At 70.1% G+C, this 14,844-nt stretch carries 14 protein-coding genes; 5 read left to right on the top strand and 9 right to left on the bottom strand.

From position 1 onward, the window contains the following. Nucleotides 1–105 precede the first annotated feature (105 nt). The 5 genes from LQF12_RS08890 to ctaE all read right to left on the bottom strand — a co-directional run bounded on the left by LQF12_RS08890 (nucleotide 106) and on the right by ctaE (nucleotide 5,053). On the bottom strand, nucleotides 106–717 hold the full coding sequence (locus LQF12_RS08890) for a superoxide dismutase (protein ID WP_231052584.1): 612 nt from the start codon (nucleotides 715–717) through the stop codon (nucleotides 106–108). 134 nt (nucleotides 718–851) lie between these two features. Next, nucleotides 852–2,540, bottom strand: a complete 1,689-nt coding sequence (gene qcrB, locus LQF12_RS08885; protein WP_231052583.1) for a cytochrome bc1 complex cytochrome b subunit — start codon at nucleotides 2,538–2,540, stop codon at nucleotides 852–854. After that, a complete protein-coding gene (qcrA, locus tag LQF12_RS08880) occupies nucleotides 2,537–3,586 on the bottom strand; it encodes a cytochrome bc1 complex Rieske iron-sulfur subunit (protein WP_231052582.1) in 1,050 nt (349 codons plus the stop codon). The genes qcrB and qcrA overlap by 4 nt, the downstream gene beginning before the upstream one ends. Then, a complete protein-coding gene (gene qcrC, locus LQF12_RS08875; RefSeq protein WP_231052581.1) occupies nucleotides 3,583–4,362 on the bottom strand; it encodes a cytochrome bc1 complex diheme cytochrome c subunit in 780 nt (259 codons plus the stop codon). Before qcrC ends, qcrA begins: the two co-directional genes overlap by 4 nt. 55 nt (nucleotides 4,363–4,417) lie before the next feature. Further along, nucleotides 4,418–5,053: an aa3-type cytochrome oxidase subunit III gene (ctaE, locus tag LQF12_RS08870; protein ID WP_231052580.1), complete on the bottom strand. Its 636-nt coding sequence runs from the start codon at nucleotides 5,051–5,053 to the stop codon at nucleotides 4,418–4,420. A 230-nt stretch (nucleotides 5,054–5,283) separates the two neighbouring features. Here ctaE and LQF12_RS08865 point away from each other — a divergent pair, with 230 nt between their 5' ends. Together LQF12_RS08865 and trpD are read left to right on the top strand one after the other, a co-directional pair. Beyond that, nucleotides 5,284–5,709, top strand: coding sequence for a response regulator transcription factor (locus LQF12_RS08865; RefSeq protein ID WP_354004666.1), 426 nt, complete (start codon nucleotides 5,284–5,286; stop codon nucleotides 5,707–5,709). Next, nucleotides 5,706–6,767: an anthranilate phosphoribosyltransferase gene (gene trpD, locus LQF12_RS08860; protein WP_231052579.1), complete on the top strand. Its 1,062-nt coding sequence runs from the start codon at nucleotides 5,706–5,708 to the stop codon at nucleotides 6,765–6,767. The genes LQF12_RS08865 and trpD overlap by 4 nt, the downstream gene beginning before the upstream one ends. Nucleotides 6,768–6,808: 41 nt before the next feature. Here trpD and LQF12_RS08855 read toward each other — a convergent pair whose 3' ends face one another. The 4 genes from LQF12_RS08855 to LQF12_RS08840 all read right to left on the bottom strand — a co-directional run bounded on the left by LQF12_RS08855 (nucleotide 6,809) and on the right by LQF12_RS08840 (nucleotide 11,431). Beyond that, the gene (locus tag LQF12_RS08855; protein ID WP_231052578.1) at nucleotides 6,809–7,090 is read right to left on the bottom strand and encodes an Lrp/AsnC family transcriptional regulator; all 282 of its coding nucleotides are present in this window, start codon (nucleotides 7,088–7,090) and stop codon (nucleotides 6,809–6,811) included. A 73-nt stretch (nucleotides 7,091–7,163) separates the two neighbouring features. Beyond that, a complete protein-coding gene (locus tag LQF12_RS08850) occupies nucleotides 7,164–9,059 on the bottom strand; it encodes a DEDD exonuclease domain-containing protein (RefSeq protein ID WP_231052577.1) in 1,896 nt (631 codons plus the stop codon). A gap of 50 nt (nucleotides 9,060–9,109) precedes the next feature. Continuing rightward, the gene (locus tag LQF12_RS08845; RefSeq protein ID WP_231052576.1) at nucleotides 9,110–10,918 is read right to left on the bottom strand and encodes an AMP-dependent synthetase/ligase; all 1,809 of its coding nucleotides are present in this window, start codon (nucleotides 10,916–10,918) and stop codon (nucleotides 9,110–9,112) included. A gap of 66 nt (nucleotides 10,919–10,984) precedes the next feature. Further along, a complete protein-coding gene (locus tag LQF12_RS08840; RefSeq protein ID WP_231052575.1) occupies nucleotides 10,985–11,431 on the bottom strand; it encodes a hypothetical protein in 447 nt (148 codons plus the stop codon). 117 nt (nucleotides 11,432–11,548) lie between these two features. Here LQF12_RS08840 and LQF12_RS08835 point away from each other — a divergent pair, with 117 nt between their 5' ends. Genes LQF12_RS08835 through LQF12_RS08825 form a run of 3 tightly spaced genes read left to right on the top strand, consistent with a single transcriptional unit; the run spans nucleotide 11,549 to nucleotide 14,827 of the window. Next, nucleotides 11,549–12,787 carry a pyrophosphate--fructose-6-phosphate 1-phosphotransferase gene (locus LQF12_RS08835; protein ID WP_231052574.1) on the top strand — a complete coding sequence of 413 codons (1,239 nt, stop codon included), beginning with the start codon at nucleotides 11,549–11,551 and terminating at the stop codon, nucleotides 12,785–12,787. A gap of 44 nt (nucleotides 12,788–12,831) precedes the next feature. Further along, entirely contained in the window at nucleotides 12,832–14,184 is a 1,353-nt protein-coding gene (locus LQF12_RS08830) for a class II 3-deoxy-7-phosphoheptulonate synthase (RefSeq protein WP_231052573.1), read from the top strand. A 4-nt stretch (nucleotides 14,185–14,188) separates the two neighbouring features. Beyond that, nucleotides 14,189–14,827, top strand: a complete 639-nt coding sequence (locus tag LQF12_RS08825) for a molybdopterin-dependent oxidoreductase (protein WP_231052572.1) — start codon at nucleotides 14,189–14,191, stop codon at nucleotides 14,825–14,827. The last annotated feature ends 17 nt before the right edge of the window (nucleotides 14,828–14,844 follow it).

Raw genomic sequence — 14,844 nt, 5'->3', positions numbered from 1 at the left:
GGCCCGGGCGCCCGGATCGAGCAGCACCCCACGACGACGCACGGCCCGTATCTGCCTCACGGCAGGTACGGGCCGTGCGTCGTCGGGACGTGCCCTGGGCGCGACTCAGACGGTCGAGGTCGACCGGGCCTTCGCCAGGCGTGCTGCCACGTCCTGCCAGTTCGCGATGTTCCAGAACGCCTTGATGTACTCGGCCTTGACGTTCAGGTAGTCGAGGTAGAACGCGTGCTCCCACATGTCCAGCATGAGCAGGGGAGTGATCGAGACCGGGACGTTGGCCTGCTGGTCGAAGAGCTGGAAGATGGCCAGCCGCTCACCGAGGCTGTCCCATCCGAGCACCGACCAGCCCGAACCCTGGATCCCCGCGGCATTCGCGGCGAAGTGGCTCTGGAAGGCGGAGAACGACCCGAAGAACTCCGTGATCGCCGCCGCGAGTTCACCATCCGGCTCGCCGCCTCCGTCGGGGGAGAGGTTGTTCCAGAAGATGGTGTGGTTGATGTGGCCACCCAGGTTGAACGCCAGGTTCTTCTCGAGCAAGTTCACCGTGCCGAGGTCGTCAGCTGCGCGCGCCTCCTCGAGCTTCTCCAGGGCCGTGTTCGCCCCCGCGACATAGGTCGCGTGGTGCTTGTCGTGGTGCAGCTCCATGATCTTGCCGGAGATGTGCGGCTCGAGTGCCGAATAGTCGTAGGGCAGGTCAGGAAGCGTGTACTCAGCCATCGGGGTCCTCCTGTTAGAGACGTGGCGATCGTGGTGTCGTGACAGTGTTCCTGTCAGCCGTACCCTGGCCGACCGGCCCGGGTACGGGCGGGCGGTCACCGGGCGGCGACCCCCACGATCCCACCGTAACCCGATCAGCGCGAGGATGCTCCGATCGTCTCGCGGGCGGGACTGGCCTCGACCTCGTCGTGCTCGCCGTGGGAGTGTGCGGCGGACAACTCGGACGGCGTCACCGGCTCGATCCGGTCCTCGTAGAAGAAGCGCGAGACCCGCTGACGCAGCCGATCCCTGCTGTAGGTGGGCCGGCGCACACCGGAGGCGTCCTCCTCGGGAGCGATCTCGAGCGGGCGTCGGGGTTCGTGGGCGACCAGCACCCAGCGCTCGTAGTCATCCAGGGGGCGGTGAACCTCGATGTACTCACCCGAGGCGAACCGCACCACGCGTCCCGTCTCGTGCCCGTGCAGCACCAGCTCGCGATCCTTGCGTTGCAGGCTCAGGCAGATGCGCTTGGTGACGACGAACGAGACCACCGGGAGCACGAAGATCAGCACCCGGAACGCCCAGGTGATCGCGTTCAGCGACAGGTGGAAGTGGGTGGCCATGATGTCGTTGGACCCGGCAGCGACCAGCACGAAGAAGGCGCTGAGGATCGAGACACCGGCGGCCGTGCGGACCGGGGCGTTGCGGGGCCGGTCGAGCACATGGTGCTCGCCGGTGTCCTTGGTGGCGAAGTTCTCGATGAACGGGAACAGCGCCAGCACGGTGAACAGGATGCCGGGCACCACCACCCCGGGGACCAGCACGTTCATGGAGAGCGTGTAGCCGCCGATCACCCACTCGGTCTCGCCGGGCATCAGGCGCAGCGATCCCTCCAGGAACAGCATGTACCAGTCGGGCTGGGCGCCCGCGCCGACGATCGACGGATCGTAGGGGCCGTAGTTCCAGACGTTGTTGATGCTCATCGTGGCACCCATCACCGCCAGCACGCCGAAGACGATGAAGAAGAAGCCACCGGCCTTGGCGGTGTAGACGGGGAACAGGGGGTAGCCGACCACGTTCCGGTCGGTGCGTCCCGGGCCCGGGAACTGGGTGTGCTTGTGCCAGACGATGAGGAACAGGTGCACGGCGATCAGCGCGAGGATCAACCCCGGCACGAGCAGGATGTGCGCGGTGAACAGGCGCGGGATGATGTCGGTACCGGGGAACTCCCCGCCGAACAGCGCGTAGCTGCCGTAGCTGCCGATGAGCGGGATCGCCCGGAGCACGCCGTCGGCGATCCGCAGGCCGTTGCCCGAGAGCACGTCATCGGGCAGCGAGTAGCCGGTGAAGCCGGCGGCCAGGCCGAGGATGAGGAGCGTGAAGCCGACCAACCAGTTCAGCTCACGCGGGCGCCGGAAGGCACCGGTGAAGAACACGCGCATCATGTGCACGACCATGGCGCCGACGAACATCAGCGCTGCCCAGTGGTGGATCTGGCGCATCAGCAGTCCGCCGGGCACGTGGAAGGACATGTGCACCGTCGAGGCGAACGCCTCGGTCATCTCCAACCCCTGCATGCTGACGGGCAGCGCGTCCTCGGGGTAGTGCGTCTCGGCCATGCTCGGCACGAAGAAGGCGGTGAGGAAGACTCCGCTGAGGATCAGCACCACGAAGCTGAACAGGGCGATCTCGCCCAGGAGGAACGACCAGTGGTCCGGGAAGACCTTGCGGGCGAACTCCTTCACCAGCTTCGAGGCACCCACACGGGTGTCCAGGAAGTCCGCCCCGCCGGCCACGGCCGGCGACGTCTTGCGCTGCTGCGGTACCTGCGTACGGGTGCTCATCTCTCTCGCTCCCAGTAGCTCGGGCCGACCGGCTCGTCGAAGTCCTGCTGCGCGTAGAGGTAGCCCTCGTCGTCCACTGCGATCGGCAGCTGGGGGAGGGGTCGCTTCGCCGGTCCGAAGACCACCTTCGCCTGGTCGGTGATGTCGAAGGTGGACTGGTGGCACGGGCACAGGACGTGATGGGTCTGCTGCTCGTAGAGCGCGACGGGGCATCCGACGTGGGTGCAGACCTTCGAGTACGCGACGATGCCCTCATAGGACCAGCCTCGTCGTTCCTCGGGCTCTTTCAGGATGGAGGGATCGACCCGCATCAGGATGACGACCGCCTTGGCCTTCTCCTCGAGGTAGTGCTCCTCCTCCGGCAGTCGGTGCGGCATGACGTGGACCATGCTGCCGCGAGTGATGTCGGAGGCCTTGATCCGGCGGTCGGTCGGGTCGGTCGCGAGATAGCGCGGGCCGCCGTCCGGGGTCCCGGCCCAGGCGGTGTGCCGGAACTTCGAGACGTTCCAGTCCGCACCCAGGTTCCCGACCAGCGGGACCACGAAGGTCAGCGGCGCGAGTGCCAGCGCCGCGCCGAAGGCTCCCTTGAGCACGGGGCGGCGAGCGATGCCGGAATCGTCGGCACCCTCCTGCAGCATCTCGACGGCGCGTTCACGGGTGGCATCGTCGCCACGCTGCTCGTGCCGCTCCTCGATCTTCTCGTGGTCGTTCATGAGGCTCTTCGCCCAGTGCACGGCGGCCGTGCCGATCCCGAGCATGCCCAGCCCCAGACCGAGACCGAGGACCAGGGTGGAGAGCCGGACGTTGTCCGCGTCCGCCTCGGCCACCGGGAAGGCGAAGTAGCCCACCACGCCACCGATCGTGGCGAGGATCGAGACGACGAAGAGGCCGACGACCTGACGCTCGGAGCGCTTGGCGGCCTTCGGGTCCTCGTCGCCGAGCCGAGGGCGGTGCGGACCCAGACCAGGGTTCTCGAACGAGACCAGCTCGCCGTCCCGCGTGGTCAGCTCTGTGTTCTCAGCGTTCCCACTGTTCCCAGTACTCATGACGACCTCGCTCCGATCCACACCGCGGCGCCGATCAGCACACCCATCCCGACGACGAACACCCACACACCCTCGGAGACCGGCCCGATCGAGCCGAGGCTGAGGCCGCCCGGGTTGGGCTCGCGCTGCTCGACGAGGAAGGTGATGATGTCGCGCTTGTCCTGCTCGGTGAGCGTGGCGTCGTTGAACACCGGCATCGACTGCGGACCGGTGAGCATCGCCTCGTAGATCTCCGTGGGCGTGGACTCGTACAGCGCCGGGGCGTACTTGCCCTCGGTCAGGGCGCCTCCGGCGCCGACCGCGTTGTGGCACATCGCGCAGTTGGTGCGGAAGAGCGCACCACCGACGGCGGCATCACCGAGGGCAGGGTCGACCTGCTCCGCGGACGGGATCGACGGCCCGGGACCCATGGCGGCGATGTAGGCGGAGACCTGACGTGCCTGCTCCTCGGTGAGCTGCGGCGGCTTGGCCTCGGCCTGCGGCGAGTTCGCGTCCATCGGCATCCGGCCGGTGACGATCTGGAAGTGCACCGATGCGGCCCCGACGCCGATCAGCGAGGGCGCCTCGGGCGTGCCCTCGGCCTCGAGGCCATGGCAGGTCGAGCAGTTCGTGATGAACAGACGTTCGCCCTGGGTCAGATCGTCGGGGCTGGCGGTCTCGGCCTGGGCCGCGCTCGGAGCGAACGCCGCGTACACGGCGCCGGTGAGCAGGAGCGCAAGCGTCATCAGGATGACCGGCGCCAACCGGTGCCGTCGCCTCGCCGCTAAAGCCTTCACTTCTACGAATCCTCGAATCGGGTGGGGGAACGGATGGACGCCTCTGACGGTCGCGTCAGAGCATCGGGAGCAGGTAGATCACGCCGAACAGCACGATCCAGACGGCATCGACGAAGTGCCAGTAATAGGAGACCACGAGCGCGGTCGTGGCCTCGTGCTCGCCGAACCGATGGGCGGCGAAGGAGCGCAGCAGCACGAACAGGAACGCGATGAGTCCGCCGACCACGTGGAGACCGTGGAACCCGGTGGCCAGGTAGAAGACGGACCCGTAGGTGGAGTTCTGCAGCGTCAGACCGGCGTGAGCCAGCTCGGCGTACTCGAAGACCTGACCGGCGATGAACGTCGCCCCCATCAGGTAGGTGAGGATGAACCACTCCTGCATCCCCCAGCGGGTGATCTGCCACACACGGCCGGTGCGCACCGCCTGGAATCGTTCCGCTGCCCAGACGCCGAGCTGGCACGTGACCGAACTCAGCACCAGGATCACGGTGTTGATGCCGGAGAAGGTGATGTTGAGGAACTCGTAGCCCTCGTTCCACACCTCGGGGCCGGCGACCGACCGGTGGGTGAAGTACATCGCGAACAGCCCGGCGAAGAACATCAGCTCGGAGGAGAGCCAGACGATGGTGCCCACCTGAGTCAGGTTGGGACGGTTCACCGCCAGGTGCGGGGTGGTGGTTGCAGACGACACCTTGTCATTATGGCCCGATTCGGGGCGTGGTGGGGACCGCGCGCCGGGGTATCGGCACCGACCGGCGAAATTGTGGGCCAAACGTGATCTACGGGCGCGTCGCGCCGGCGAGGAGATGACGAACCGGCGTTGGCCGTCGTCTCGCTCGCGTCACCGTGCCGGGTGGCAGGGTGGCTAGGATGAGCACGGACCACGACGGTGCGGGCCCAGCGCCCCGCGACGGAAGGATCATGATGACCGCCGCGCAGCAGGATGCGAAGGCCCCCGGGGCCGAGGAGACGGTGTCGGTGCTGCTGTACAGCGACGACGTCACCACCCGCGAGCAGGTGCTCACCGGCGTGGGCCGCCGCGCCTCGATCGACACCCCACGGATCCGGTGGCACGAGGCCGCCACACCGGACGCCGTCGTGGACTACGTCGAGCACGGCAGCTACGACCTGCTCGTGCTCGACGGCGAGTCGGCGAAGTTCGGTGGGATGGGCCTGTGCCGTTCGCTCAAGACCGAGATCTACCGGTGCCCACCGGTGCTGCTGCTGATCGCCCGCGCCCAGGACGCCTGGCTGGCGTCGTGGTCGGAAGCCGATGCCGTGGTCTCGATGCCGCTGGATCCGATCACGCTGCAGGAGACCATGGCCGATCTGGTCCGCCGCCGATGAGGGTCCCCGCGCCGGGGCCGACCTGGCCGGACCTGATCACCTCCGTGATCGCCGGGGAGGACCTGAGCGCGGCGGAGACGTCCTGGGTGATGGATCAGGTGATGTCCGGGGCGAGCGAACCCGTCGCGCTCGGTGGCCTCCTGGTGGCCCTGCGCGCCAAGGGGGAGACGGTGGCCGAGGTCACCGGACTCGCGGAGGCGATGTTGCGTCACGCCCTGCCCGTATCGATCGACGACGACGCCGTCGACATCGTCGGTACCGGCGGAGACCGGCACCGGAGCGTCAACATCTCCACGATGGCGGCGCTGGTGGTGGCCGGTGCGGGGGTCCGGGTGGTCAAGCACGGCAATCGTGCGGCGTCCTCGTCCTCCGGCTCCGCCGACGTGCTCGAGGCGCTCGGCGTGCGGTTGGACCTCGACCCGCGGGCCGTCGAGCGAGTGGCCGCCCGCGCGGGGATCACCTTCCTGTTCGCCCGGGTCTTCCACCCCGGCTTCCGCCACGCCGCCGCCGCGCGGAGCGGACTCGGCGTGGCGACGGCGTTCAACGTGCTCGGGCCGCTGACCAACCCCGCGCGTCCGCGCGCGGGTGCGATCGGGGTCGGTGATCTGCGGATGGCACCGATCATGGCGGGCGTCCTCGCGCAGCGCGGCACCAGCGCTCTGGTCTTCCGCAGTGAGGACGGCCTGGACGAGCTCGCCACGACGGCGCCCGCCCGGGTCTGGGAGGCCGCCGGCTGCGAGGTCCGCGAGCACGTCATCGACGCGACGCGCGAGTTCGGCATGGCCCGTGCCACGCTGGCGGATCTGCGCGGCGGGGACGCCGCGGTCAATGCCCAGGTCGCCCGGGACCTCCTCGCCGGCGCACCCGGGGCGGTGCGGGACGCCGTGCTGCTCAATGCCGCGGCGGGTCTCGTTGCGCACGGCGGGTCGCCCGGCATGGGCGAGGGCTCGCTGCTGGAGCGGTTCGCGGCTGGGATCGAGGCCGCTCGGCGTTCGATCGACGAGGGCGCCGCCGCGCGTGCGCTCGCCGGCTGGGTGCAGGCCAGCCACGACGACTGAGCCCGGATCGCTGAGACCCGGGCGTGCGCGGGAGGCTGTCCTCAGTCGTCCAGGCCCAGGGCGAACGCCGCTTCCAGGTCGTGCTGGGAGTAGGCCTGGAAGGCGATGAACGTCCGGGTCCGGACCACCCCGGTCACCTTCGAGATCCGGTCCGCGATGACGTCGGCGAGCATGTCGTGCTGATCGACCCGGACGATGGCGATGATGTCGACATCGCCGGTGGTGGAGTAGGCCTCGGTGACGCCGGGAAGGTCGGCGACCGCGCCGGCGACCTCCGGGATACGGTCGGCCTCGACGTCGATGTGGACGATCGCCGTGATCATGTGCGTCTCCTCGGTTCGGTGTCCTGATCTGGGCGGCGCGCCGTCGGTGGCTGGGACGCCGCGTATGTCTCCATCATGCCGCGCCGGTGACGCCTGAGGTGCGCCTCCCCATCGCCGCGGCGAGGCGGGCCACCGACTCCTGCGGGTCGGGCCCGAGCACCTCGTGCTCGGTCTGACGCGAGAGCAGCTCGTGCAGCCGGGGGAGCGCCGCGCTCGCACCCGTCAGCGGCAGGCACCACCCGGCCTCGCCGCTGCCCTCGGCCGCCTCGTCCGGCGCCTCGAGGGTCGCCTCGACCAGCCGGCACCCCGGTCGCTCCAGCCAGCGCAGGATCAGCTCGGTCTCCTCGGCGGTGGCAGCCCCCGGGAGGCCGGCCGGCGCCTCCACCTGCTCGCCACTGGCTGCCAGGGCCTCCACCACGCTCATCACGGGCGCACCCCGCGAGCTCACCGCGGTGCCGGCGAACCGGCCGTACCGCACGAGCAGCAGCTCCCAGCCACCGTCGGGGCGGCGACAGGCGGCGATGATCTGGGGAGCCCGTCGCAGCGGCGCGTGCCGCTCGGTGCGGGAGGCCCCACGTAGGTACGCCAGCAGCTCGTCGCGGCGCCGGCCGGCCTCCTCGTAGCGCTGCTGGCGCGAGAGCCGGGTGATACTCGCGCGAGCAGCCGCCACCACATCGCTCGCGTCCCCTCCCAGCGCGGCCAGCGCTCGTTGCACCCGCTCGTCGTACTCCCCGCCGGTGTGCTGCACGCACGGCGCGACGCACGAGCCCATCTCGGCGAGAACGCAGGCCGACGCGGAGGGGCGGGGCGTGCGGGGGAGTCGCTGGCGACAGGTGCGCAGCCCGGTGGCTGCCACCAGTGCGGCGACGGCGAGCTCGGCCTGGTCGCGCGAACTGAAGGGCCCGATCGCCCGGCCCGCAGCGGCTTCGGGCACGTGGCGCACGACGGACAGCCGGGGGTAGGCCTCGTCGGTGAGGCGCACCCACGGCTGACGCTCGGGAGCACGGGAACGGCGGTTGTAGGGGGGCCGGTGCTCGGCGATCGCGCGCAGCTCGCGCACAGCGGCCTCGAGCTCGGTCGCGCAGGGCACCGGTCGCACCGCCGTGGCGAGGTCGACCATCTCGCTGATCCGCCGGCGCTTCTCGGCCGCCGTGAAGTAGCTGCGGACGCGACGGCGCAGGTTGACCGCCGTTCCGACGTAGAGGATGTCGCCACTCGGCCCGAGGAACTGGTAGACGCCCGGGCCCGTCGGGAGACCGTCCGCGAGAGTCGACTTCCGACGCCGCGCCGCGGGGACGGGGTCGGCCGCGGTGACGAGGTCCTCCACGTGGGTCACGCCGAGGCCGGCCATCCGACTGAGCAGCGCGTGCAGCACATCGACCGTCGCCCGGGCGTCGGTGAGCGCGCGGTGATCCGGGGCGGTGGCGGAGCCGAACAACCGCGCGAGGCTGGCGAGCTTGTGGTTGGGCGCCTCGTCCCTGGTCACCACCCGGCGTGCGAGCGCCACGGTGTCCACGACCTGGGGGCGCGGCCACGCCAGGTCCATCCGCTCGCACGCGGCGCGCAGGAACCCCACGTCGAACCGGGCGTTGTGCGCCACCAAGATCGCGCCATGGGAGAAGTCGAGAAAGGCCGGGAGCACCTCGGTGATCGGTGGGGCCGTGAGCACCATCGCGTTGGTGATCCCGGTCAGGACCGTGATCGTCGGCGGGATCCCGGTGCCCGGATTGACCAGGGTCTGGAACTCACCGATCACCTCGCCCCCGCGCACCTTGACGGCGCCGATCTCGGTGATGGCACTCTCGCGCGGCGAACCACCGGTCGTCTCCAGGTCCACGACCACGAAGGTCGCATCGACCAGGGGCGTGCCGATCTCGTCCAGGCCGAGCTGGACGGGAGCGCCGCGTGGCGCCTCGTCCTCGCGCAGCAACCGCCGGCCGGGGGCGGGTCGGAGCAGGTTCTCGATCATCACCGCGCACGCTACGTGTCACCGGTGACATCGCCACCGGTGACACCCCGTCAGGTCTGTGCGCGCTCCGCGGCAGCCTTGGCGTACAGGGCCTCGATCGTCTCGCTGTAGTTGTCCAGCACCAGCGAGCGCTTCACGCTCATCTTCGGGGTCAGGTAGTCCGCCACCGTGAAGTCCTCGCCGAGCACCTCGAATCGACGGACCGACTCCGCCCGCGAGACCGAGGCGTTCGCCCGGTCGATCGCCCCCTGCAGCGCCTCCTGGACCTGTGGGTGCTCGGCCGCCTCCTGCACGCTCATCTCGGGCAGCCCCTGGTTGGAGAGCCACGTGGCGAGCATGTCGGCGTCGAGGGTGAGCAGCGCTGCGATGAACGGGCGCTGGTCACCGATCACGACGCACTGGCTGATCAGGGCGTGAGCACGGATCTTGTCCTCCAGCTGGGAGGGGATCACGTTCTTCCCGCCGGCGGTGACGATGATCTCCTTCTTCCTGCCGGTGATGCGCAGGTAGCCGTCCTCATCGATCTCGCCGAGGTCGCCGGTGTGGAACCACCCGTCGGTGATCGCCGCAGCGGTCTCCTCGGGGTTGTCGTGGTAGTGCTCGAAGACCGCGATCCCCTTCGCGAGGATCTCGCCGTCCTCGGCGATGCGCAGGCTGATCCCCGGCAGCGCGGGCCCGACCGTGCCGATCTTCGAGCGGTCGGGCACATTGACCGTCACCGGGGCGGTGGTCTCGGTGAGGCCGTAGCCCTCCAGCACCCGCACGCCCACACCCCGGAAGAAGTGGCCGAGCCGGTCGCCCAGCGGCGCGCCGCCGGAGATCGCGTACTCGACCTGCCCGCCGAGGGCGGCGCGGATCTTGTGCAGCACCAGCTTGTCGGCGAGGGCGTACTTCGCGCGCAGCACCAGCCCGGGGCCGCCGTCATCGAGGGAGCGGGAGTAGGCGGTCGAGACCTCCGCCGCCCACTGGAAGATCTTCACCTTGCCACCGGCCGCGGCCTTCTGCTCCGAGGAGTTGTAGACCTTCTCGAACACGCGCGGCACCGAGAGGATGAAGGTGGGGCGGAAGGTCGCGATGTGGGTGAGCAGCGTCGTGGGGTCGCCCACGTGCCCGATCGGGACGCCCGCGCAGATGGTGAGGATGGAGACGAAGCGAGCGAACACGTGCGCGAGCGGCATGAACAGCAGCGTGCGGGCGTCGTCGTGCAGGATGTCCTTGCCCAGGGCGGCGACCGCGTTGCGGGTGAGCTCGACGAAGTTGCCGTGGGTGAGCTCGACGCCCTTGGGTGGGCCGGTCGTGCCCGAGGTGTAGATGATCGTGGCCAGGTCGGTGAGGCGCAGCGCGTCGTAGCGTTCGCGGACAGCCTCCTCCGGCACCTGCGCACCCGCCTCGGTGAGCCGGTCGAGGGCGCCGTCGTCGAAGACCCAGACCTCCTCCAGACCCGCGTCCGCCGCGGCCTCGCGGGCGAGAGTGGCGAGCTCGGCGGTCTCGGCGAACACCCGGCGAGCCTTGGAGTCGGAGAGGATCCAGGCGGCCTGCTCCGCGGAGGAGGTCTCGTAGATCGGCACCGTGACACCGCCGGCGTACCAGATGGCCAGGTCGGCGATGGTCCACTCGGCCCGGGTCTTGGACATGATCGCCACCCGGTCCCCGGCCTGGACGCCTCCGGCGATGAGCCCGCGGGCCACCCCGGTCACCTGCTCGTGCAGGCGGCGCGCGGTCACCGGCGACCAGCCGTCGCCGTCGGGAAGCTCGAGCAGCACCCGATCGGGGTCCTGCGACGCCCAGTCCACCAGCAGATCCGGGATCGACAGCTCGTCCGGGGTGGTGACCTTCAGGGGGACGTCGACCTCATTCATGGCTGGCTCCTTCGACAGGGACGTGACGAGTGCCCACACCTTACCGGTGCGGGTGGTGGGGGTGGGTCAGACAACGGCTCCGTCGTCGGCGTCGTCGTCGCGCGAGCGCGGCATGCGCCACAGCAGCACCAGCCAGCCCACGACCGAGGTCAGGATAGCTGCCAGGTAGATCCAGGAGGGCGCGCCCGGCCACACGATCAGGAAGATCACCGTCGCGACCGGGCCGCCGAGCGCGGCGAGCCAGGCCAGGGTGGGCAGCGGATCGGACCCGCTGAGCGCCGGCGGGTCCGGGGGAACGAAGCCGGCTTCCTCGGGCTCCTCGGCGATCGCGTAGTCCCGGGGCCCCGTCGAGGCAGCGGCATCGGTATCGGCGTCGTCCTCGTCCTGCCCGGCACTGCTGCCGGCTCCCAGACCCTGGAGCCGGGAGGTCAGCTCCGCCCAGCGCTCCTCGACCTCGCGGTCGGAGGGCTCCGGCCGCGGGCCTGCGGGGTCGCGGTCCTCGGGATCGGGCATGCCCTCCACTCTACGGCGCCGGGTGGTGCGCCTCCGCAGGGCCGGTGGTCAGTAGCATGAAGGCACGGGCCCGCGCCGCAGGCGGCCCGCACCTGCACCCCAGTCGAAAGGCCGAGAATGTCCCAGAACGCCCCGATCCGCCGGATCGCGCTGCTCACCGCAGGCGGATTCGCGCCCTGCCTGTCCGCAGCGGTGGCCGGCCTGGTGCGTCGCTACGGCGATGTTCTCCCCGACGTCGAGATCATCGCCTATCAGTACGGCTACCACGGACTGCTGACGGGGAACTACCTCGTCGTCGACGGTGCGGCCCGGGAGGCGATCGACGTCCTCGACCGGTTCGGTGGCTCGCCCATCGGCAACAGCCGCGTCAAGCTCACCAATGCCGCGGACCTGGTCAAGCGTGGGCTGGTGGCCGAGGGTGAGGACCCGCTGAAGGTGGCCGCGGAGCGTCTGCGCACCGACGGCGTCGACGTCCTGCACACGATCGGCGGTGACGACACCAACACCACGGCGGCCGACCTCGCGGCCTACCTGGAGGAGAACGGCCACCACCTCACCGTGGTGGGTCTGCCCAAGACGATCGACAACGACATCGTCCCCATCCGCCAGTCGCTGGGTGCCACCACGGCCGCGCAGCAGGCTTCGCGGTTCGCGCAGAACATCATCGGTGAGCACCGCTCGAACCCCCGCATGCTGATCGTGCACGAGGTCATGGGTCGCCACTGCGGTTGGCTCACCGCGGCGGCCGCCCGCGACTACCGCGAGTGGTGGAGCGAGCAGACCTGGAACCCCGCGCTCGGTCTGACCAAGGAGCGGTGGGACATCCACGCGGTCCTGCTGCCGGAGCTGGCGGTCGACCTGCAGTCCGAGGCCGCCCGGCTGCGCACGATCATGGACGAGGTCGGCAACGTCAACATCTTCCTCTCCGAGGGGGCCGGCGTGCCCGAGATCGTCGCCGAGCTGGAGGCAGCCGGCGAGGAGGTCAAGCGCGACCCCTTCGGGCACGTCATGCTCGACACGATCAACCCCGGCGCGTGGTTCGCGAAGCAGTTCGCCGACCTCATCGGAGCCGAGAAGGTGATGGTCCAGAAGTCCGGGTACTTCTCGAGGTCGGCCCCGGCCAACGAGGACGATCTGGCACTGATCCGTTCCATGACCGATCTCGCGGTCGACACGGCGCTGGCGGGCCGGTCGGGTGTGATCGGCCACGACGAGGAGAACGGCGACGAGCTGACCGCCATCGCCTTCCCGCGCATCGCGGGCGGGAAGGCGTTCGACGTCTCGGCCGGCTGGTTCGCCGAGCTGCTCGCGGGGATCGGCCAGCCGCTCGTCCCGGCCACGCCGCAGGAGCACTGACCCGCGCGGTTCGGGGTGGACGCTCACGCACGTATCCTGGGCGCGTGAGCGTCCTTCATGATCCCGCGGTCCTGTCCGGTCTCGAGCAGTGGCGCGAGCTCCCGGCTCGTCAGCAGCCCCGCTGGCCCGACCGGGACGCACTGCGTCGCGCCACCGGCAGACTCGAGTCCTCCCCGCCGCTGGTGTTCGCGGGCGAGGCGGACCGGCTGCGGGAGCTGCTGGCGGAGGCCTCCCGCGGGGAGGCCTTCCTCCTGCAGGGTGGCGACTGTGCCGAGACGTTCAGCGAGCTGACCGCGGACAACATCCGCGACAAGATCAAGACGATCCTGCAGATGGCCGTCGTGCTGACCTACGGCGCGAGCATGCCCATCATCAAGATGGGGCGGATGGCGGGCCAGTACGCCAAGCCGCGCAGCTCCGACACCGAGACCCGGGACGGGATCACTCTGCCCGCCTATCGCGGCGACATCATCAACGGGTACGACTTCTCGGCCGACTCCCGTGAACCGGACCCGCAGCGCTTGCTGGACGCGTACCACAACTCCGCCACCACGCTGAACCTCATCCGCGCCTTCACCCAGGGCGGATTCGCCGACCTACGGCGTGTGCACGAGTGGAACCGCGGGTTCATGGAGAACCCGGCCTATGCCCAGTACGACGCGTTCGCCGCCGAGATCGACCGGGCCATCCGGTTCATGGGTGCCGCCGGGGCCGACTTCGACGCGCTGCGCACGGTGGAGTTCTTCTCCAGTCACGAGGGGTTGCTGCTGGACTACGAGCGACCGCTGACGCGGATCGACTCCCGCACCGGAGCGCCCTACGACTGCTCCGCGCACTTCCTGTGGATCGGTGAACGCACCCGCCAGCTCGACGGCGCGCACGTGGACTTCTTCGCCCGGGTGCGCAATCCCGTGGGTGTCAAGCTCGGCCCGACCAGCACGGTCGAGGACGCCCTCGCCCTGATGGACCGGCTCAACCCCGACGGTGAGGCCGGTCGGCTGACCTTCATCACCCGGATGGGTGCGTCCAGGATCCGCGACGCGCTGCCGGAACTGGTCGAGGGTGTGCAACGGGACGGGCGCCCGGTGACCTGGGTGTGTGACCCCATGCACGGCAACGGGATCACCAGCGCCAGCGGGTACAAGACCCGCCGCTTCTCCGACGTCATCGACGAGGTCCGGGGGTTCTTCGAGGTCCATCGCGGGCTCGGCACCGTTCCGGGAGGCCTGCACGTCGAGCTCACCGGCTCCGACGTGACCGAGGTGCTCGGCGGCAGCGAGGAGATCGACGATCACGCCCTGACCCGCCGCTACGAGACCCTCGTGGACCCGCGCCTGAACCACCAGCAGTCCCTGGAGATGGCGTTCCTGGTCGCGGAGATGCTCCGGGGGGCCTGAGGCGGTGGGGCGCACGGACGGATCGGATGCGCCGCTCGACCGCGTGCTGCCTCCCGGGCAGCACTGGCGGTCCGAGCCCGAACTGATGCACTACGGCCCGGTCCCGCGGGTGCGACCCGAGCGCTGGGCGTTCACCGTGGGAGGGGCCACGGCCGACGGCGTGGAGCATGCCTTCCAGTGGACGGACCTGGCCGGCCTCGAGGTGCACGAGGTCGTCGCGGACATGCACTGTGCCACCCGCTGGTCGGCCCTCGACCAGCGGTGGTCCGGGCCCCGGGCGTCCGACGTCCTCGAGCTCGCGCCGCCGGCCCCGGATGTGCACCAGGTGCTGGTGTTCGCCGAGTTCGGATACGCAGCGAACCTGGAGGTGGATGACCTGCTCTCGCCGCGGACGTTGCTCGCCACCCATCTCGACGGGGAGCCGCTGGCGCACGAGCGCGGGGCGCCGATGAGGCTCATCGTGCCGCACCTGTACACCTGGAAGGGGCCGAAGTGGCTGCGCGGCTGGAACTACCTCGCGGACGGGTCGCCCGAGCTGGGCTTCTGGGAGCAGCGGGGCTACCACCGCCACGGTGATGCCTGGCGGCAGGAGCGCTACGCCTATCAGGAGGAGGGCGCCCGACCGGGCGAGCCCAACAACTGAGCGTGAACTCCCGGCTC

The sequence above is a fragment of the Ruania suaedae genome, from assembly GCF_021049265.1.
GTDB classification, from domain to species: domain Bacteria; phylum Actinomycetota; class Actinomycetes; order Actinomycetales; family Beutenbergiaceae; genus Ruania; species Ruania suaedae.
The sequence above is the reverse complement of the archived record's forward strand: the minus strand, read 5'-3'. Positions and strand labels throughout refer to the sequence as shown.

Coding starts and splice junctions, on each gene's coding strand:
- LQF12_RS08890 (WP_231052584.1), bottom strand. CDS start 717: ATGGCTGAGTACACGCTTCCTGACCTGCCCTACGACTATTCGGCACTC.
- qcrB (WP_231052583.1), bottom strand. CDS start 2,540: ATGAGCACCCGTACGCAGGTACCGCAGCAGCGCAAGACGTCGCCGGCC.
- qcrA (WP_231052582.1), bottom strand. CDS start 3,586: ATGAGTACTGGGAACAGTGGGAACGCTGAGAACACAGAGCTGACCACG.
- LQF12_RS08865 (WP_354004666.1), top strand. CDS start 5,284: ATGATGACCGCCGCGCAGCAGGATGCGAAGGCCCCCGGGGCCGAGGAG.
- trpD (WP_231052579.1), top strand. CDS start 5,706: ATGAGGGTCCCCGCGCCGGGGCCGACCTGGCCGGACCTGATCACCTCC.
- LQF12_RS08855 (WP_231052578.1), bottom strand. CDS start 7,090: ATGATCACGGCGATCGTCCACATCGACGTCGAGGCCGACCGTATCCCG.
- LQF12_RS08850 (WP_231052577.1), bottom strand. CDS start 9,059: ATGATCGAGAACCTGCTCCGACCCGCCCCCGGCCGGCGGTTGCTGCGC.
- LQF12_RS08845 (WP_231052576.1), bottom strand. CDS start 10,918: ATGAATGAGGTCGACGTCCCCCTGAAGGTCACCACCCCGGACGAGCTG.
- LQF12_RS08840 (WP_231052575.1), bottom strand. CDS start 11,431: ATGCCCGATCCCGAGGACCGCGACCCCGCAGGCCCGCGGCCGGAGCCC.
- LQF12_RS08835 (WP_231052574.1), top strand. CDS start 11,549: ATGTCCCAGAACGCCCCGATCCGCCGGATCGCGCTGCTCACCGCAGGC.